Raw genomic sequence first — 16,679 nt, forward strand, 5'->3', positions numbered from 1 at the left:
CTACCGGACCGCGAACGTGGTGGTGGTGCGCTTCCTGATGCGCAAAGGCGGGGGGCCGCCGTCGATCCCCGTGACCGTGCCGCCGGGGTCGGTGTCGCTTGGCTACTTCTGGCGAGGGCGGCCGTTCAACCTCTACCGCTGGCGCGACCCGGCCGGCGACATTCTCGCGCATCGCTTCGATGCCATCACCGACCTCGAACTCGGCCCCGACCGGCTGGTCTATCGCGACCTCATCCTCGACTGGTGGGCGCTCCCCGGCGACGTCATTCTCGAAGAGGACCGGGAGGAGTTCGAGGAAGCGGTGCGGCAGGGAACCCTCACCGACCGGGACGCGGAAGCGGCACGGGAGGCCGCCCGCCAGGTGCTCTCCCGCTACCGGCACATCCTCGATGAGGCCGCCGAACTCGAGCGCCGGCTCGGCGCGGCGCCGCCGGCCTGATCGATGCGGTAGACTGCGCCCATGCTGCGTGCCCTCCGGCCCTACCTGAACGCGTTTTTCCTGGGCTTCATCCTCACCTTCGTGCTCTACCTGGTCGTGCGCTTCAACGCCGCCGATATCGTGCTCGGTATCGTCATCGCCGCGGTCGGGGGTGCAGGCGTGCTCTTCGGCTACGGCTACCTCAATCGCCGGTTCGGCAGCCCCGAGGTGGTGTATGACCGCGACGGGAACCCGATTCGTCGCTAAACCGCGTTTGTGACCGGCTCCCTGCGGCGATACACTGACGCTACACCACCCCGACGGAGTCTTCCGTGCATGTCATCGGGCTGACGGGCGGCATCGCCAGCGGCAAGTCGACCGTGACCAGCTTTTTCCGCGAACGCAACATCCCGGTCATCGATGCCGACCAGCTCGGTCACCGCACCTACGAACCCGGCACAGAGACCTACGAGCGCGTCATCGAGGCATTCGGCCGCGACATCGTCGCCCCGGATGGCACCATCGACCGCCGCGTCCTCGGCGGCAGGGTCTTCGGCCGCCCCGACGAGCTCAAGCGCCTCACCGACATCGTCTGGCCGGGCATTCGGAAGCTCGCCAGCGAGCAGCTGGCCGAATTCGAAGCAGCCGGCAACCAGCTGGTCGTACTCGAGGCGGCGGTGCTATTCGAAGCCGGCTGGGAGGACCTCGTCGACGAGGTTTGGGTGGTGGTGGTCGACCCCGAGATCGCCGTGCAGCGGTTGGCCAGCCGAAACGGGCTCGACCCGGAGGCCGCGCGGGCGCGGATCGCCTCCCAGCTCAGCAACGAGGAACGCATCGCGCGCGGCGACGTCGTCATCGAGAACAACGGGACGCTGGAGGAGCTGCAGGCTCGCATCCAGCAGGCCTGGGAAGCACTTCAAGAGCGGCTGCACGACGCAGCCGGGAGGAATTAGCCAGTGGCCGACAACGGGTCTCTCCAGGGCGCGACCATCTACGCGGTCGAAGAATATTCGGTGCAGGAAGAGCCGTATTACCTCCCCATCGGGGATGAAGTGCAGCTCTTCGAAACCGCCTACCGGCAGCGCATCCCGGTGCTGCTCAAGGGCCCCACTGGCGCCGGCAAGACCCGCTTTGTCGAATATATGGCCTACCGGCTGGGCCGGCCAATGATGAAGATCTCCTCCCGCACGGGCGAAGAGGTCGAGCACCGCATGCCGCTGATCACGGTGGCCTGTCACGAAGATCTCACCGCGAGCGACCTCGTGGGCCGCTACCTGCTGGATACCGACGGCACCCGCTGGGTCGATGGTCCCCTGACGCGCGCAGTCAAAGTCGGTGCGATTTGCTACCTCGATGAGGTGGTGGAAGCCCGCAAGGACACCACCGTCCTGATCCACCCGCTGACCGACTACCGCCGGCTCCTGCCGATCGAAAAACTCGGCCAGGTCATCGAGGCGGCCGAAGGCTTCCTCCTTGTGATCAGCTACAACCCGGGTTACCAGAGTGCGCTCAAGGACCTCAAGCATTCGACCCGGCAGCGCTTCATCGCCATCGAATTCAACTACCCGCCGCGCGAGGCGGAGGCGCAGATCATCGCCCATGAGGCCGGCTGCGATGAGCGCACCGCCATGGACCTTGCCCGCCTCGGCGAAAAGGTGCGTAACCTCAAGGAGCACGGCCTCGGCGAAGGCGTGAGCACCCGCCTGCTCGTCTACGCCGGGCGGCTCATCGCCCAGGGCATCCCGCCGCGCCGCGCCTGCCAGGTCGCCATCACCTGGGCCCTCACCGATGACGCCGAAGTCCAGCGCTCGATCGAAGAGGTCGTCACGAGCATCTTCGAATAGGAGCCACGGTGCGGCTCGGGATCGTTTCCGATATCCACTGCAACATCCAGGGGCTTGAGCGCGCGCTGGAGCTGATGGCGCCTTTCGATGAGCTGTGGTGCGCCGGCGACAGCGTCTTCCAGTTCCGCTGGTCGAACGAGGTGGTCGCTCGCCTGCGCGACCTGAACGCGGTGGTGGTGCTCGGCAACCACGAGGAGACGATCCTCGGTCCCGACGGCGCGCGGGCGCTCTCCTCGCCGAAGGTCGACCAGGACCTGGTGGCCTGGCTCCGCCGGCAGCCCTACCGGGTGGAGCGGGTGGTCGACGGCAAGAAGGTGGTGATGACGCACGGCTCGCCGTGGGAGCCCTGGAAGGATTACCACTACCCGCACGAGCCGATCTGGGCCCGGGCCGCCGAACTGGAGTGCGACACCCTCATCGTGGGGCACACCCACTACCAGATGGCCCTGCGGGTAGGGGGTGTGCTGGTCATCAACCCCGGCTCGGCCGGCGACCCGCGCGACCACCGCAACGGCTTCCAGCTCTCCTGCGCTACCTGGGACACGACAACCGATGAAGTCATCTTTTACGATTACCCTGACCCGACCCGCAATTTTGTTCGACACTCGGGGGAACAGTGAGCCTTGCGATGGCGGGGCGCCGTTGCCTCATCGGCAGGCCGGGGCCATCGTAGAGGCAAGGAGGTCGCCGCTCGCGTTCGCCTATGTCCATCGTGACTGAATTGCTCGCACGTCACCACGAACGCCTGTCGGGGTTCCCCGCTCCGCTCCAGCAGAACTTCGAAGCCGGCCTCAAGGCCCTCGCCCCGCGTCTCAGCCCATCGCAGGTGCAGAGCTGGGCCGAGACCGGCATCGAGCTCACGTCGCTCAGCCTCCGCTCCTGGGAGGCCGCAGTCGAGTACTTCAAGGCCGGCACGGCCCTGCCGCTCTCTACCACCTGGGACGCGATCGAGACCATCGGCCGCGAGGCGCTGCAGATGGCCGGCGATTCCGCCCCGCTGGCGGTCAGTTTCCTGCGGTCTGTGCCCGCGGCGATCGAGGCCGTGGGCCCCTCGCACGTGCGCGCCTGGGCCGAGCTCGGCCGGCGCCTGTACAGGGGCAACTGGAAGAGCTCCTCGCTGGCCGCGCAGTTCTTCGAATCGTCCCCCGGCGTGCTCTCGGTGCTGCGCATGAGCCAGGCCGCGCGCCTGGTGGTGTTCATCGATGAGCTGGCCCGCCACAGCTACGAGCTCGCGTCGGCCTGCCTGGCCGCGGCGCCCGAGGTGCTCCAGCGCCTCGAGGAGGACGACCGCCTGCCCTTCCTCTCGTTCGCGACGGAACTCGCGCAAACCTCCTGGGCCGATTCGCGCATCTACTTCGACCGCGGGGCGCCCCTCCTTCAGAAGGTGCACCAGCCCCTGCGCGAGCGCTTCCTGCTGCTCGCGGCGCAGGCCGCCCGGGGGCACCAGCGCTCGGCCTACCAGTACTTCGAGGAGGCCGCCAACGCCCTCGGCGAGCTGGAACCGACCGACCACCAGACGATCATCAGCCTCGCCGAGCAGCTCGCACCCTACTCGCCTTTCGCGGCGATGGACTTCATCACCGCCATGCCCACCGTCCTCCAGCGCATCCGGCTCGATGAGCTGGAGGCGTGGCACCAGGCCGGCCTGCGCATCCTCCAGGTCAGCCACGAGGGCGGCGAAGCCTATTTCCGCCTCCAGTCCACCCGCGCCGAGGACATCCTCGAGAACCTTTCCGCCCGGGTCGAACTCTCGCGCGTCGGCGAGGTCCTGCGGCTCTACTGCAAGGCCCTCACCGGCAAGAACGTGAGCATCCAGACCGCGGAGTCGCTCGCGGAGAAGGGCATCGGCTGGGTCGATGAGCACCGGGCCAGCACCGACGGCACCACCATCTTCCTGCCGGAGCTGATGGAGCGCTTCCCGGCGAAGGACGACAACTTTGCGGCGATGAAGGTGTTCGCCACCCACCAGGCGGCGCACATTGAGTTCGGCAGCTTCGATTTCCGCTTCGACCGGCCGGGCAACATCTTCCCCATGCGCCGCCAGGCCTTCGGTCGCGAACGCGAGCGCCCGGCGACCACCGACATGGAGGAGTACTTCGACCTCTTCCCCGACCGCCAGCTGGCCAGCGACCTCTTCACCATCGCCGAGGACGCCCGCATCGATGCGAAGGTCAAAGACCAGTACGGCGGCATCCGGCGGCAGCTGGCGCGCATGCAGGCGGAAGAGCTGCGCAACCGGCCGCCGGTGCAGGCGATGCCGCTGCGCAACGCTTTCGTGGAGAACCTCGTCCGCGCCAGCCTCGACGGGCTCGAGACGGTGCGCTGGCCGAAGGACCGCGCCGAGGTGATGAGCCGGGCGCTGGGCATCCTCGCGGCGGTGCAGCGGCCCGAGGCGACCGTCGAAGATGCCGCCGAGGCGGCGCTGGCGCTGTACGAGCTGGCCATTTCGATCCCGAATGTGCGCGAAGAGCTCGACCCCGGCGAGTGGGAGCCGGTGGAAGCGATGGAATCGGGCCAGGCGATGCCGATGGAAGGCCCCGGCGAGCAGGGCGGGCAGGGCTCGCAGCCACAGCTCGGGAGCGTCGGCGAGGGCGAGGGCGAGGAAGCCTACGAGAGCCCGCAGGAGATCGATTTCCGCGGCGACTTCAAGCCGGAGCTCGTCGAGCTGCTCATGAAGCTGCGCGAGAACGCCCAGGGCGGCCAGGCCGGCAAGCAGCAGACCATGCCCCTCACACCCGAACAGCTGGCCGAGCTGCTCTCCAAGAGCGTCGAAATCGACCTCGATGCGATGTACGACGGCGACCTCGACGCCTCGACCGGCATGTTCATGTCGAACCTGATGAAGGAGGCCGGGTCGCCGCCCTCGGAGAAGGGCGAGCCCGGCCAGCCGACGAGCGACAACTCCACCGGCGAGGGCGAGGGCGAAGAGCCCCTCAAGCCCGTGGTGACCGTCTACTACTACGACGAATGGGACTTCCGCGCGCAGGACTACAAGCCCCGGTGGTGCGCGGTGAAGGAGGCCAAGCTCGAAGAGGGCGACGAAGGCTTCTACGAGAACGCCCTGCGCGAGCACGCCGCGCTGGTGGCGCAGACGCGCAAGCAGTTCGAGCTGATGAAGCCCGAGATGTTCCGCAAGATCAAGCGCCTGCCCGACGGCGAAGACTTCGACCTCGATTCGGCCATCGAATGGATGGTGGAAAAGAAGATCGGCGCCAACCCGACCGAGAAAATCTACTGGCGGCGCAACAAGATCGAGCGGGACGTTGCCGTGGCCTTCCTGATCGACATGTCGGCCTCAACCGACGAAGAGATAAACAAGCGCGACAAGAAGTACGACGACGACTACGACGATGACCCGCGCAAGTACCTCAGCTGGTGGGTTTCAAAGCGCCGCCAGGAGCTGACCTCGCCCCCGAAGCGGATCATCGACCTCGAGAAGGAATCGACCGTCCTGCTGATGACCGCGCTGGAAACCATCGGGGACCAGTACGGCATCTACGGCTTCTCCGGCTACGGGCGCGACAACGTCGAGTTCTTCGTCATCAAGGACTTCGACGAGACGCTGAACGACAAGATCAAGCACCGCCTGGACAAGATCACCCCGATCCGCTCCACCCGCATGGGCCCGGCGATTCGCCACGCGACCTACAAGCTCCTGCAGACCGACGCGAAGGTGAAAATCCTCTTCCTGCTGAGCGATGGCCGCCCGCAGGACCACGGCTACGGCCGCGACCGCACGGAGAAGGAATACGCCATCCACGACACCAAGCAGGCGCTCAATGAGGCCAAGCGCGAGGGGATCACGCCATTCGCGCTGACGGTCGACCGCGCCGGCCACGACTACCTGAAGACGATGTGCGAGGACATGGGCTACGAGGTGGTGGCGGATATCGAGTCGCTGCCGAGCCGCCTGCCGACGCTCTACCGCCGGCTCACCGAGTAGGCATGCGGCTGCTGCTCGTCCGCCACGGCGAATCGGAGGGCAACGCCCGCCGCATCTTCCAGGGGCACCTGCCCTACCCGCTCAGCGAACTGGGGCGCCGCCAGGCCGAGGTCACGGCCGAACGGCTGGCTCGGGTCTCGCCGGCGCGGGTGGTTTCGAGCCCCCTGCTGCGGGCGCGCGAAACAGCGGAGCGCGTGGCCTCCCGGGCCGGCCTGCAGCTCCAGTTCCTCGAAGAGCTGACAGAGTACGACCCCGGCATTCTCGCGGGCCTCACCATCAAGGAGGCCCGCGAACGTCACCCGGAGGCGTTCTTCACTGCTCCCGGCGAACACCGGGTCGTACTCCCCGGGGAGGAAGGGCCCGAGCCGTTTCGGGCAAGGCTCCGCCGCGCGCTCGAGGTGCTGGCGGAATTCGAAGGGACGACCGTCGCGGTGACGCACGGCGGTGTCATCGGCGCAATTTGCCACCTGCTGGTGGGACACGACGGCAGACGCCCGGGCATCTTCCGCGTCGAAAACTGCTCCGTCACTGAGGTCGTGCGCGATGGCGCGGGCCGCTTGGTCATCGCCAGGCACAACGATACCTGCCACCTCGCGCCGCTTGCGGGCGCCGCGGCGATACCCCAGGGGGCAACACCGCGGGGTCAGGTCCCCCCAACAGACTGAATGGTCTCGGGAGCTTCAACGGCTGCTATTCCCATTCAGACCCGGCCCTGTCGGGCCTGCTGTTCGAGGATGCAGTTCGCGATCAGCCGGGCGTGCGGGTACGGCTTCCACCCCTGGGGTGTGTTGTAGTACCGCGTGCCCGACTGGTACTCATCCGGCTCCCGGTCGCCGTATTCGACGTCGACGCCGTTGACGCGGATCGAAGGCGAGCCGAGGAACCGCTTCGCCCGCGCGTCCTCCATGCCATCGACCTCGATGTAGACCACCTCGATGGAGGGGTCGGTCGCCTCGAGCGCCAGGCGGAGGGCCTCTTCGGCTTCCGGGCTGCGGCCGGTGGCCTTCGAGTACAGGAACTCAATCTTCACGTGCTGCACGTCCTTCCTGGTTCGAAGGCCTGGCGGCGGGCGGGTCACCGGCGGCGGGCTGTTGCAGCGCCCGCCAGCGCGCCACCAGTTCGGCCTCGAATCCGAGTTCTCCCGGGAGGTAATACTCGCTGCCGGCCAGCGCTTCGGGCAAATGGAGCTGCCCCCGGGCGATGTGTCCCGGCTCGTCGTGTGCGTAGCGGTAGCCGGCACCGTGCCCGAACCCGGCCATCAGCCCGGTGACCGCGTTGCGGAGGTGGAGCGGCACGGGAAGGTGCGAGGTCTCGCGGGCAGCGGCGGCCGCCCGCCCGAGCGCGGCGTACGTGCTGTTGCTCTTCGGCGCGAGGGCAAGGTAGACGGCGCATTCCGCCATCGCAAGCTGACCTTCCGGCATCCCCACGAAGTGCACCGCCTGCTGGCAGGCCACCGCCAGCACCAGCGCCTGCGGGTCGGCGAGGCCGACATCCTCGGCCGCAAGGATGACCATGCGCCGAACGATGAAGAGCGGGTCTTCCCCGGCCTCGATGAGGCGCGCCAGCCAGTAGAGCGCGGCATGGGGGTCGCTTCCCCGGACCGACTTGATGAAGGCCGAGATGGTGTCGTAATGGGCGTCGCCGGCGCGGTCGTGGAGGGCGCGCCGGTCCTGCACCGCCGCCTCGACGTCGTGCGGCTCGACCCGCCGACGGCCGTCGGCCAGGGCGAGGTCGGCGGCGATCTCGAGGACGGTCAGGGCCGCGCGGGCATCGCCGCCCGATGCCCCAACCAGTGCGTCCCGGGCCGCCGCATCGATGCTCAGCTCCAGCCGGCCGAGCCCGCGCATGGGGTCGGCGAGAGCGCGCTCCACCAGCGCCGCGATGTCGCCCTCGGCCAGCTGCCGCAGCCGGATGACGCGCGTGCGGCTCAGCAGCGGCGCAATCACTTCGAACGACGGGTTCTCCGTCGTTGCACCGATGAGGATGATGGTTCCGTCCTCAACGGCGGGGAGGATGACATCCTGCTGGGCCTTGTTGAAGCGGTGGATTTCATCGATGAACAGCACGGTGCGGAGGCCGTGGCGACGCGCCCGGGCGGCCGTTTCGAGCACGCGGCGCAGCTCGGCCACGCCCGAGGCGACCGCCGAGACAGGCACGAACTCGGCATCCACGCTGCGCGCGAGCACCTGTGCGATGGTCGTCTTGCCGCACCCGGGCGGCCCCCAGAGGATGACGGACGGAAGCCGCCCTCGCGCGAGGAGCTGGCGGAGCATCGAGCCCGGCCCAATCGCCGCCGCCTGCCCGACGATCTCATCCAGCGCCCGCGGGCGCATGCGCGCGGCCAGCGGGGCATCGGCCGGAGGCGGCTCGGGTTCGAACGAAAAGCCGGGCTGGTGCCCGCCGCTGTCCATGCTCACGACCCGGCAAGGGTGGCGATCGTCACGCCGTCGCCGCCTTCGGTCGGCGGGGCGGATTCGTAGCCGCGCACCAGCGGGTGGCGGGCGAGCGCCTCGCGGATCGCCGCCCGCAGGGCGCCGGTGCCCTTGCCGTGGATGATGCGTACGGACGGCAGGCCCGCGCGGAAGGCGGCATCGAGGTAGCTTTCGAACCGCTCGAGGGCGGCCTCGGCCCGCTGGCCCCGGAGGTCGAGCTCCGGCGGAACAGGCGGCCCCGCCGGGACGACGACGCGCTCCTTGCTCCCCGGGCGCGGCTTCTCGACCCGGTCAATGCGGTCGACAGAGACCTTCATGCGGATGCTGCCGAACTGGACTTCGACCTTGCCGTCCTCCCCCGGCCCGCTGAGGGCCTCGCCGACCTGCGGGATGTCGCGCACGTGCACGAGGTCGCCCGGGACGATGCCGGCGAGCGCGACCGGCGCCTCGACCACAGAGCGGCGGACGGCGGCGGCGCGTGCGAGCCGGTCGCGCTCGTGCTCGGCCTGCCGCAGCGCCTCGGCCGCGGCGGCGGGGTCGAACAGCTGCTCCCGGGACCTGCGGCGAAGCTGCTCGATCTCACGGCGCATCCGCGCGAGGGTGTCGTCGGCTTCTCGGCGGGCCTCGGCGAGCACGGCTGCGCGCTCGCGCTCAATCTGCTCGCGCTCGCGGGCGAGTTCGCGCCGCAGGCGCTCGGCCTCCTGGCGCTCGGCGGCGGCCTGCTCCCGGAGTTCCGCGAGTTCGTGCCGCTGCCGCCGGATCTCGGCCAGCAACTCTTCCAGCTCGAAGTGCTCGGGACGCAGCCCGGAGGCGGCGCGTTCGACCACTCGCTCGTCGAGCCCGAGCCTCCGGGCGATGGCGATCGCGTTCGATTGCCCCGGCAGGCCAACGACGAGGTGGTACGTCGGGCTGAGCGTTTCGAGGTCGAACTCCACCGAGGCGTTGCGCAGGCGGGGGTCGGTGTGGGCCAGCACCTTGAGCTCGCCGTGGTGGGTGGTGGCGACCACCGTCGCGCCCCGGTCGAGCAGCTCTTCGACCACCGCCCGGGCGATGGCCGCGCCCTCGGTCGGGTCGGTGCCGGCGCCCAGCTCGTCGAGCAGGACGAGCGTGCGGTTATCCGCCTCGCGCAGGATGGCGATGATGTTGCGCAGGTGGGAAGAGAAGGTCGAAAGGCTCTGCTCGATGGACTGCTCATCGCCAATATCGGCGTAGACCTTCGGGAAGAAACGGATGCGGCTGCCCTCCCCGCAGGGCACGCCCATGCCGGCCTGCGCCATCAGCGTCAGCAGGCCGACCGTCTTCAGGGCGACGGTCTTGCCGCCGGTGTTCGGGCCCGTGATGAGGATGCCCTGCGGGTCATCGCCCACTTCGATGTCGATGGGGACGACCTCGCCCTTGAGCAGCGGGTGCCGGGCCGCCACCAGCCGGGTCTGGCCGCGCTCCGAAAACCAGCTCTCGGCATCGCCGGGCGGCGGGAGCGCGGCGCGCATCCTGGCGGCCAGGCGGGCGCGTGCGCTGATGAGATCGAGCTCCGCGAGCGCCTCGAGCGAACGCCGGGCCTCCTCGGCCCGCGCACCGAGGAGGTCGGTGAGGCGCTGGAGCACCCGGCGGACCTCCCGCTCCTCGGCCAGCTGCAGTTCGCGGACGGCGTTGCCGGCATCGACTACCGCCAGCGGTTCGATGAAGAGCGTGGCCCCGCTGGAGGAGACGTCGTGCACGATACCCGGGACGAGGCTGCGGCTGTCGGACCGGACCGGGATGACCTTGCGGCCGTTGCGCTCGGTCAACAGCCCTTCCTGGGCGGCGCCGCGCCGGATGGCCTCGGCGAGGGCGGCCTGTGCCCGCTGTTCAAGGCGCGCCTCGGCCGCGCGGAGCTCCCGGCGCGTGATGGCGAGCTGTTCGCTGGCGGAATCCGCGACATCGCCGCGCGGGGTGATCGCCTGTTCGACCGCGTCGGCGAACGTGCGGAAGTCGCCGATGGCGTCGGCGATGCCGGCGAGGGTGGGGACGCGGTCCCGCAGCTTCTCCAGCACCAGCCGCGCCCGGCGGGCGGTGGTCAGCACCTGCACCGTTTCGAGCAGGGCGGACGGTTCGAGCAGCTGGCCGATGGCGGCTGCCTTCAGGTGGTCGCGCACATCGCGGGCGCCGGAGAACGGCACATCGACCCCGAGCTGGTCGAGCAGGCGCATCTCGGTCGTTTCGCGGGCAAGCCGGACGGCCTCGGCGAAGGATGTCGCCGGGCGAAGCGCGCGGGCACGCTCCGCGCCGAGACTGAAGGCCGTCTCAGCGGCCAGCAGTTCGAGCACGCGCCCGAATTCGAGCACCCGCAGGGTGTGGTCATCCATCCGATCTGCAGGGTATCGGACGCGGCGGCAGCGGGGCCAGCTACACCCCCTGGCGGGCCAGGCTGGCCAGCAGCTCGATGGTGCGGCCCACCGCGCCGGGATCGCCCTCGACCGGGAAGGGCGAGGCGTTGAAGTCGGTCACGCCGATAGCGGCAAGGTTGCGAACCTGGGCTTCGACCTCCTCGGCGCTCCCCACGATGGCGACATCGGCCGGGGTGGCAGCTCCCTCCACATCGAGCACGGCGCGGTAGGACGGGAGCGTTCCGTAGACCGCGAAGACTTTCGCGGCGGACTCCCGGGCGGCCTGCGGCTGGTCGGTGACGGCCACCGGGAAGCCGGAGACCACGCGCGGGGCGGGCCGCCCGGCAGCGGCCGCGGCCTCCCGGATCAGCGGGATGGCGCGGTCGCGCAGGTAGCCGGGGCCGCCCATCCAGGTGGCGGTGCCGTCGGCGAGCCGGCCGGCGACCTTCAGCATCTGCGGCCCGAGCGCGGCGACCACCACCGACGGGCGCGGCGCCCCCGGGATGCTGATCTGGGCCTGGACCCGGTACTCCTCGCCCCGGAACTGGACCGGCTTCCCTTCGAGCAGCGGCACGAGCACCTGCAGGTATTCGCGCATGTGGCGCACGGGCCGGGAGTAGTCGAGCCCGAACATGCCCTCGATGACCACCTGGTGGCTCAGGCCGATGCCGAGCGTGAACCGGCCGCGCGCCGCGTCCGAGGCGGTCAGGGCCTGCTGGGCGAGGGCCGCCGGGTGGCGCGGGTAGGTGGGCACCACGAAGGTGCCGAGCTCGATGCGGTCGGTCTCGCGGCCCGCAACGGCGAGGGTGATGATCGCATCCAGTCCGAAGATGTTGGGCAGCCACGCCGCGGCGAAGCCCTGCTCCTCCGCCCGCTGGATGGCGCGGATCGCCTCGTGGAGGGTTCCGCCGCCGGTGATGCCAATCCCGAGCCCAATCTTCACGTCGCTGCCTCCGCGTGGGTGTTGTTCGAGAGCCTACGCGCGCGCCCCGCTCCGGTGAAGCTGCGCCGGGAGCCGGGTAGACTGCCCACCATGCCGTACGCCGAGGTCAATGGGGCGCGCCTCTACTACCGCCAGCACGGCCGCGGGCCGCACCTGGTGTTCGTGCACGGGGCCGGCGGCAACCACCTGGTCTGGTGGCAGCAGGTCGCCGAGTTTTCGCGCGATTTCCGCGTGACGGTGTACGACGCCCGCGGCTGGGGGCTCTCCCGCGGCGACATGACCGTGGCGCGGGCCACCCTCGGCGCCGACCTGGCCGGGCTGCTCCGCCACCTCGGGATCGAACGGGCGCACATCGTGGCGCAATCGATGGGCGGCCGGGCAGTGGCCGGGCTCGCGCGGCTGGCGCCGGGGCGGATCGCGTCGCTGGTGCTGTGCGGCACGACCGCCGGCGCCACCAACGACCGGGTTCGGGAGCTGCAGGACCTGCTGCGGGATGAACGCGGCGACGCCGGCCTGCGCGAGCATGCCCTCGCGCCCGGGTTCGAGGAGGCGGAGCCGGGGCTGGCCCTGCTCTACCGCCAGATCAATGCGCTTAACCCGCCCCGCCCGAAGGGCCTGCTGGGACGGCCGCCGCCGACCTACCGCGGCTCGACGCACGAGATGCTCGCCCGCACCGGGGCGCCGGTGCTCTACATCGTGGGCGAGCACGACCGCATCACTTCGCCGGAGATGATCCGCGAGGCCGCCTCGCTCATCCCGGGGGCCCGCGTGCACGTCATCCCCGGGGCCGGGCATTCCTGCTACTTCGAACGGGCCGACCCCTGGAATGCGGCGGTGCGCGGCTTCCTGGAGGAGGTGCTCAGCAGGGAAAACTGCTGAGTGAATGCGTGGTTGCCCGTAGGTGAATATCCCGGTTATGGTCTAGCTCCCATGGCCTGGATCATCCGCTGGTGGCGCGCCCTGCTCGACCGCGTCCTGCATCGCGGGGGCGATGACGCGTGGGTCGAACCGTGGAACGCGATCACGCGCGCGGTGCTTGGCCAGGCGCCCGCGCCGGTGCTCCCGCCGGTCGCGCCGACGGCGGTCGTGCGCCGCGAGCGCCGCACCGCCAGCGTGATCGCCATCCAGTCGCGACAGCAGCCGGTCACCCGGACGGCGCAGCGGGTGCGCCGGCGGCGTGCCGCCCGGGCTGCCTGATCGCGGGGCGCCGGCGGTATACTGCGGCCATGGCGATCTACGAGTTCTACTGCCCGACCTGCCGCGTGAAGTTCGAAGAGCGCCGCCCGATGAGCCAGGCTTCGGCCCCGGCGTCCTGCGCGAACGGGCACCCCGCCGAGCGGATGGTCTCGGTGTTCGCCGCGCCGCGGGGCGGTGCCGCGGTCGAAGAGGCCCCGTCCGGCGGCTGCTGCGGTGGCGGCGGCTGCGCCTGCTCGGCCTAAGCTGCCGCCCGTTCCCGTTCGCGCGGGCCCCGCAGGAGGTATGCGCCGCAGGCGGCGGCAACGGCGAGGCAGGCCCCGCCGATGATTGCCCCGGCAAGGTAGGTCGTTTGCTGCCAGAACGGCTCCGGGTACATCTGAATGAGCCGGTCCGTGTCCGGGTCGAGCTGCCAGAGGTCGTTGCGGAAGGCGATCTCGTGGAAGGTAGTCCAGGCCTGGTCGAAGCCGGTGAGCGCGAAGGCCGCGATCCCGGCGGTGAGCACTGCCCCCGCGCCGATGCCCGCCAGCGCGAGCTTCGCCAGCGTGCGCGGCGACGTTTCGCCGCTCCAGAGCACCGCCAGTGCGATATAGGCGAGCACCACGACGAGGCTCACCTCCTGGAGGCGGAAGACCGCGCGGATGAGCGCCTTCACATCGGCCATGTGGGCGATTTCGCGCTCGGAGAAAAGCGGCTGCTGCTGCCCGTCGGCGGTCACGGTGATCTCGAGGCGGTCGGCGTCGTTGCGGAAGTAGGCGAGCACCTCCGCGCCGGCGCGGTCGATTTCCGCCTGGGGCAGGCCGGTCCGTTCCGCCGCGTCGAAGGCACGGAAACCGTGGCGCATGTATGTCTCATCGGTGGCGAGCCAGCGGACCGTGCTGGTAACGATGAGCAGCGGCACGGCAGCGGCGAACAGCACGGCCGCAAGCGCACGAACGAGACGAGCCACGCGAGCCTCCCCTGGCGGGCATCCTCGCCTGCCCCGGCGCGGGGCGCAACTTCCCGCGGCGGCTAGACGTTGCCCCGCTGCATGCGGTTGAGCATCTCCTGCGGCAGCTGCACCCCGGCATCGATGAACGCCTTGCCGATGGCTGCCGCGTTCGGCCCGAAGATCGTGGTGCGGTTGTCGGCGACGAACTTCTGGCTGGCGGCGATCCGTTCGTACTGGCCCTGGAAGCGCGGCGCCACGTAGCGGGCCCAGAGCTCGTAGCTCTCGAGCGTCTTCGGCCAGGAGGCCCATTCGTGCGCGAGGCCGAGCAGGCAGCCGAACCCGCCGGAGAGCTCGAGCAGCCGCTCGATCGCCTCGATGGCGTCATCCGGGGTGCCGATAATCGCGCCGCCGCGGGCCACAGTCGATTCGACGTCGCCCGGGTTCGAGGGGTCGGCCGGCCGGCCGAGGGTGTTCTCGAAGTACTCCTTGTTCCAGCGGAGCATGCCCTCGGCGACGTCCTTGAACGCCTGCTCGCGGGTCTCGGCGAGGTGGATGGGCATCACCAGCCGCCACTCATCGCGGCTGATGGTCTTGCCGGCCTTCGCGGCGGCCTCCTCGGCCATCTCCCACGTCTTCGCCAGCGAAATGAGCCCGCCCGGCTGCGAGACTGCGACCGAGAGGATGCCGACGCCGTGCTTGCCGGCGGTTACCGGCCCGGCGGGCGAGAAGGTGCTCGCTACCGCGACGGGCATGTGCGGGTAGGTGTAGGGCGCCAGCTGCAGGCGGGCCTCCCGCAGGGTGAACCACTCGCTTTCCATCGTGATCGTTTCGCCCTTGAACAGCCGGAGGATGACGCCAAGGGCCTCATCCATCCGCTGGCGCTGCTTGAGGGCATCGATGCCGAGCATGTAGGCGTCGGAGGTGAGGGCGCCGGGCCCGACGCCGAACATCGCCCGCCCGCGGGTCATGTGGTCGAGTTGCACCATGCGGTCGGCCAGCATGAAGGGGTGGTGATACGGAAGCGAGCTGACGCCGGTGCCGAGGCGGATGTGCTTCGTGCGCTGCGCCGAGGCCGCAATCATCAGCTCGGGGGAGGCGATGAGCTCCCAGCCGGCGCTGTGATGCTCGCCGAACCACGCCTCGTCGAAATCCAGCCGGTCGAGGTGGTCGACCAGCTCGAGGTCGCGCTGCAGGGCCACCGTCGGGTTTTCGCCGAGCCGGTGGAACGGCGCGAGGAAGATGCCGAATCGCATGCGGGGCGGTCGGTACGTCATGGCTGTCCCTTTCTCTGCCGCCTGGGCGGCAATCCTTCGCTTCGGGCGAAATACTACGCGATAGGTTGCTGGTGCCGCTAGCGGCGCTGCAGGAGGGGCCGTTTCAGCAGCAGGCGCTTGCCGTCGCGGCCCGCAAGCTCCCAGCCGGCAGCGCCGAGCAGCCCGAGGACGCTGATCAGCGGCAGGCCCCGCACGCGGCGGCGGGTGATGCCGGCGAGCGGGTCGCTGCCGGCGGTTTCGATGACGGTCGAACGCCGGCGGCGGCGGAGTGCGGCGTACTCCCAGTCGCGGACCGGCGGCGTCGCCACGGGTGCGGGGTTCGCGGGTGGTGTGGGGGCGACAAGGGCCTCAAGGCCCTGCCCCAGGCCGGGGCGGTGCCGGGGCATCGATTCCTCCGAAGGTGACGTTGCCGCTGCACTATTCCGGGTTCGCCGGCTCCGGGCAATCGACGGGCCGGCCGCCGTTCACCGCCCATTTCCCCGGCCGCGCGGTTCCCGGCGCGCCTGCTGAAGCGCCGCCGGCGGCCGATTACTGACATTGGGGGACCGCGCGCCGGCAGCCGCCGGGCGGCCCCTGCGTTATGGGGAGGACTCGATGCCGCCAGGTCGAGGCTTTTACGGTCAGCAGTTCCGCACGCGTCGCCAGGAGCGGCGGCTGGCGCCGTTCTACCTGCTCGCCGCGGTGCCGTTCCTGGCGCTGTTCGCGTGGGTCGCGATGTCGCTCACGGGGGGCGATGAGCCCGTGCCGCAGGCGCAGCCCGGCGAGCCCGGGCCGGCCCTCGACGGCGGCGTTTCACCCTCGCCCGCGTTCACGCCGGCGCCCACGCGGCACCCGTCGTCGCGGGCGGGCGGAGCGACCGAAGGCACCTACCGCCCGCAGGGCGCGGCCCCAAAGCCGGACATCCGCGAGTACCTCATCGCCGGCGGGAACCGCTTCGCCCTGCCGCTGACCGCCCATGCCGGCGTGGAAGACTACTTCGGCACCGACCGGGGCGATGGCCTCCGCCACGCTGGGGTCGATTTCTCGCTCCCCGGCCTGAAGAACATCGTCGTGCAGTCGGCCTGCAATGGCGAGGTTGTCGCGACCGGCAGCGATGAGCGCTACGGCACCCACGTGGTCATCGATTGCGGCGGCGAGTTCACCACCGTCTACGGCTGGCTGCAGAGCCTGCGCGTCGCGCGGGGGAACCTGGTGAGCAAGTCCACCGCCATCGGCACCGGCGAACCCGGCGGGTTCCTCCACTTCGAAATCCGCTACCAGGGCGTGTCGGTCGACCCGGCCGACTTCGTGCAGATCCCCGGGCGGGAAGTGATTCCCTGGACCCCGACCCCCAC

Annotated in this window: 17 protein-coding genes and 1 pseudogene; 11 read left to right on the forward strand and 7 right to left on the reverse strand. The window is 70.1% G+C overall.

Annotation, left to right across the window (positions count from 1 at the left end; genetic code table 11):
• The 7 genes and pseudogenes from VAE46_RS09100 to VAE46_RS09130 all read left to right on the forward strand — a co-directional run.
• Positions 1–439, forward strand: a pseudogene (locus VAE46_RS09100) (DUF402 domain-containing protein); the annotation flags it as partial.
• 21 nt (positions 440–460) lie between these two features.
• Entirely contained in the window at positions 461–685 is a 225-nt protein-coding gene (locus tag VAE46_RS09105; protein ID WP_322796616.1) for a hypothetical protein, read from the forward strand.
• A gap of 65 nt (positions 686–750) precedes the next feature.
• Complete coding sequence (coaE, locus tag VAE46_RS09110) at positions 751–1,371, forward strand: dephospho-CoA kinase (protein WP_322796617.1); 621 nt, start codon at positions 751–753, stop codon at positions 1,369–1,371.
• Positions 1,372–1,374: 3 nt separating this feature from the next.
• The gene (locus VAE46_RS09115) at positions 1,375–2,262 is read left to right on the forward strand and encodes a CbbQ/NirQ/NorQ/GpvN family protein (protein WP_322796618.1); all 888 of its coding nucleotides are present in this window, start codon (positions 1,375–1,377) and stop codon (positions 2,260–2,262) included.
• An 8-nt stretch (positions 2,263–2,270) separates the two neighbouring features.
• Entirely contained in the window at positions 2,271–2,882 is a 612-nt protein-coding gene (locus VAE46_RS09120) for a metallophosphoesterase family protein (protein ID WP_322796619.1), read from the forward strand.
• Positions 2,883–2,974: 92 nt separating this feature from the next.
• Positions 2,975–6,205, forward strand: a complete 3,231-nt coding sequence (locus tag VAE46_RS09125) for a nitric oxide reductase activation protein NorD (protein WP_322796620.1) — start codon at positions 2,975–2,977, stop codon at positions 6,203–6,205.
• Between the two features lie 2 nt (positions 6,206–6,207).
• Positions 6,208–6,870 (forward strand): histidine phosphatase family protein, encoded by a 663-nt coding sequence (locus VAE46_RS09130; protein ID WP_322796621.1) that lies wholly within the window; start codon positions 6,208–6,210, stop codon positions 6,868–6,870.
• A 35-nt stretch (positions 6,871–6,905) separates the two neighbouring features.
• On the opposite strand, the gene VAE46_RS09135 is transcribed toward VAE46_RS09130, so the two are convergent.
• Genes VAE46_RS09135 through VAE46_RS09150 form a run of 4 tightly spaced genes read right to left on the reverse strand, consistent with a single transcriptional unit; the run spans position 6,906 to position 11,946 of the window.
• Positions 6,906–7,235: a hypothetical protein gene (locus tag VAE46_RS09135; protein WP_322796622.1), complete on the reverse strand. Its 330-nt coding sequence runs from the start codon at positions 7,233–7,235 to the stop codon at positions 6,906–6,908.
• Entirely contained in the window at positions 7,225–8,616 is a 1,392-nt protein-coding gene (locus tag VAE46_RS09140) for a replication-associated recombination protein A (protein WP_322796632.1), read from the reverse strand. Before VAE46_RS09140 ends, VAE46_RS09135 begins: the two co-directional genes overlap by 11 nt.
• Positions 8,617–8,618: 2 nt before the next feature.
• A complete protein-coding gene (locus VAE46_RS09145; RefSeq protein ID WP_322796623.1) occupies positions 8,619–10,982 on the reverse strand; it encodes an endonuclease MutS2 in 2,364 nt (787 codons plus the stop codon).
• 40 nt (positions 10,983–11,022) lie between these two features.
• Positions 11,023–11,946, reverse strand: coding sequence for a TIGR03564 family F420-dependent LLM class oxidoreductase (locus VAE46_RS09150; RefSeq protein WP_322796624.1), 924 nt, complete (start codon positions 11,944–11,946; stop codon positions 11,023–11,025).
• Between the two features lie 90 nt (positions 11,947–12,036).
• On the opposite strand from VAE46_RS09150, the gene VAE46_RS09155 reads away from it, so the two are divergent.
• Genes VAE46_RS09155 through VAE46_RS09165 form a run of 3 tightly spaced genes read left to right on the forward strand, consistent with a single transcriptional unit; the run spans position 12,037 to position 13,385 of the window.
• Positions 12,037–12,825 carry an alpha/beta fold hydrolase gene (locus tag VAE46_RS09155; protein ID WP_322796625.1) on the forward strand — a complete coding sequence of 263 codons (789 nt, stop codon included), beginning with the start codon at positions 12,037–12,039 and terminating at the stop codon, positions 12,823–12,825.
• Positions 12,826–12,876: 51 nt separating this feature from the next.
• Positions 12,877–13,143: a hypothetical protein gene (locus VAE46_RS09160; protein ID WP_322796626.1), complete on the forward strand. Its 267-nt coding sequence runs from the start codon at positions 12,877–12,879 to the stop codon at positions 13,141–13,143.
• A gap of 29 nt (positions 13,144–13,172) precedes the next feature.
• The gene (locus VAE46_RS09165) at positions 13,173–13,385 is read left to right on the forward strand and encodes an FmdB family zinc ribbon protein (protein ID WP_322796627.1); all 213 of its coding nucleotides are present in this window, start codon (positions 13,173–13,175) and stop codon (positions 13,383–13,385) included.
• On the opposite strand, the gene VAE46_RS09170 is transcribed toward VAE46_RS09165, so the two are convergent.
• The 3 genes from VAE46_RS09170 to VAE46_RS09180 form a co-directional block, all read right to left on the reverse strand.
• Complete coding sequence (locus VAE46_RS09170) at positions 13,382–14,089, reverse strand: TIGR01906 family membrane protein (protein ID WP_322796628.1); 708 nt, start codon at positions 14,087–14,089, stop codon at positions 13,382–13,384. The two genes, VAE46_RS09165 and VAE46_RS09170, sit on opposite strands and share 4 nt — an antisense overlap.
• Before the next feature lie 62 nt (positions 14,090–14,151).
• Positions 14,152–15,345: an LLM class flavin-dependent oxidoreductase gene (locus tag VAE46_RS09175; RefSeq protein WP_322796629.1), complete on the reverse strand. Its 1,194-nt coding sequence runs from the start codon at positions 15,343–15,345 to the stop codon at positions 14,152–14,154.
• Positions 15,346–15,422: 77 nt separating this feature from the next.
• Positions 15,423–15,731 carry a hypothetical protein gene (locus VAE46_RS09180; protein ID WP_322796630.1) on the reverse strand — a complete coding sequence of 103 codons (309 nt, stop codon included), beginning with the start codon at positions 15,729–15,731 and terminating at the stop codon, positions 15,423–15,425.
• A 208-nt stretch (positions 15,732–15,939) separates the two neighbouring features.
• Between VAE46_RS09180 and VAE46_RS09185 the strand changes: the two genes are divergently transcribed.
• On the forward strand, positions 15,940–16,679 hold a 740-nt coding region (locus tag VAE46_RS09185; protein WP_322796631.1), incomplete at its 3' end, for a M23 family metallopeptidase.

This window comes from Tepidiforma sp. (assembly GCF_034433535.1).
Taxonomy (GTDB): domain Bacteria; phylum Chloroflexota; class Dehalococcoidia; order Tepidiformales; family Tepidiformaceae; genus Tepidiforma.

Bases quoted from the DNA above. Each gene is read 5' to 3' on its own strand.
- VAE46_RS09105 (WP_322796616.1), top strand. From the start codon at position 461: ATGCTGCGTGCCCTCCGGCCCTACCTGAACGCGTTTTTCCTGGGCTTC.
- VAE46_RS09130 (WP_322796621.1), top strand. From the start codon at position 6,208: ATGCGGCTGCTGCTCGTCCGCCACGGCGAATCGGAGGGCAACGCCCGC.
- VAE46_RS09140 (WP_322796632.1), bottom strand. From the start codon at position 8,616: ATGGACAGCGGCGGGCACCAGCCCGGCTTTTCGTTCGAACCCGAGCCG.
- VAE46_RS09145 (WP_322796623.1), bottom strand. From the start codon at position 10,982: ATGGATGACCACACCCTGCGGGTGCTCGAATTCGGGCGCGTGCTCGAA.
- VAE46_RS09155 (WP_322796625.1), top strand. From the start codon at position 12,037: ATGCCGTACGCCGAGGTCAATGGGGCGCGCCTCTACTACCGCCAGCAC.
- VAE46_RS09160 (WP_322796626.1), top strand. From the start codon at position 12,877: ATGGCCTGGATCATCCGCTGGTGGCGCGCCCTGCTCGACCGCGTCCTG.
- VAE46_RS09165 (WP_322796627.1), top strand. From the start codon at position 13,173: ATGGCGATCTACGAGTTCTACTGCCCGACCTGCCGCGTGAAGTTCGAA.
- VAE46_RS09175 (WP_322796629.1), bottom strand. From the start codon at position 15,345: ATGACGTACCGACCGCCCCGCATGCGATTCGGCATCTTCCTCGCGCCG.
- VAE46_RS09180 (WP_322796630.1), bottom strand. From the start codon at position 15,731: ATGCCCCGGCACCGCCCCGGCCTGGGGCAGGGCCTTGAGGCCCTTGTC.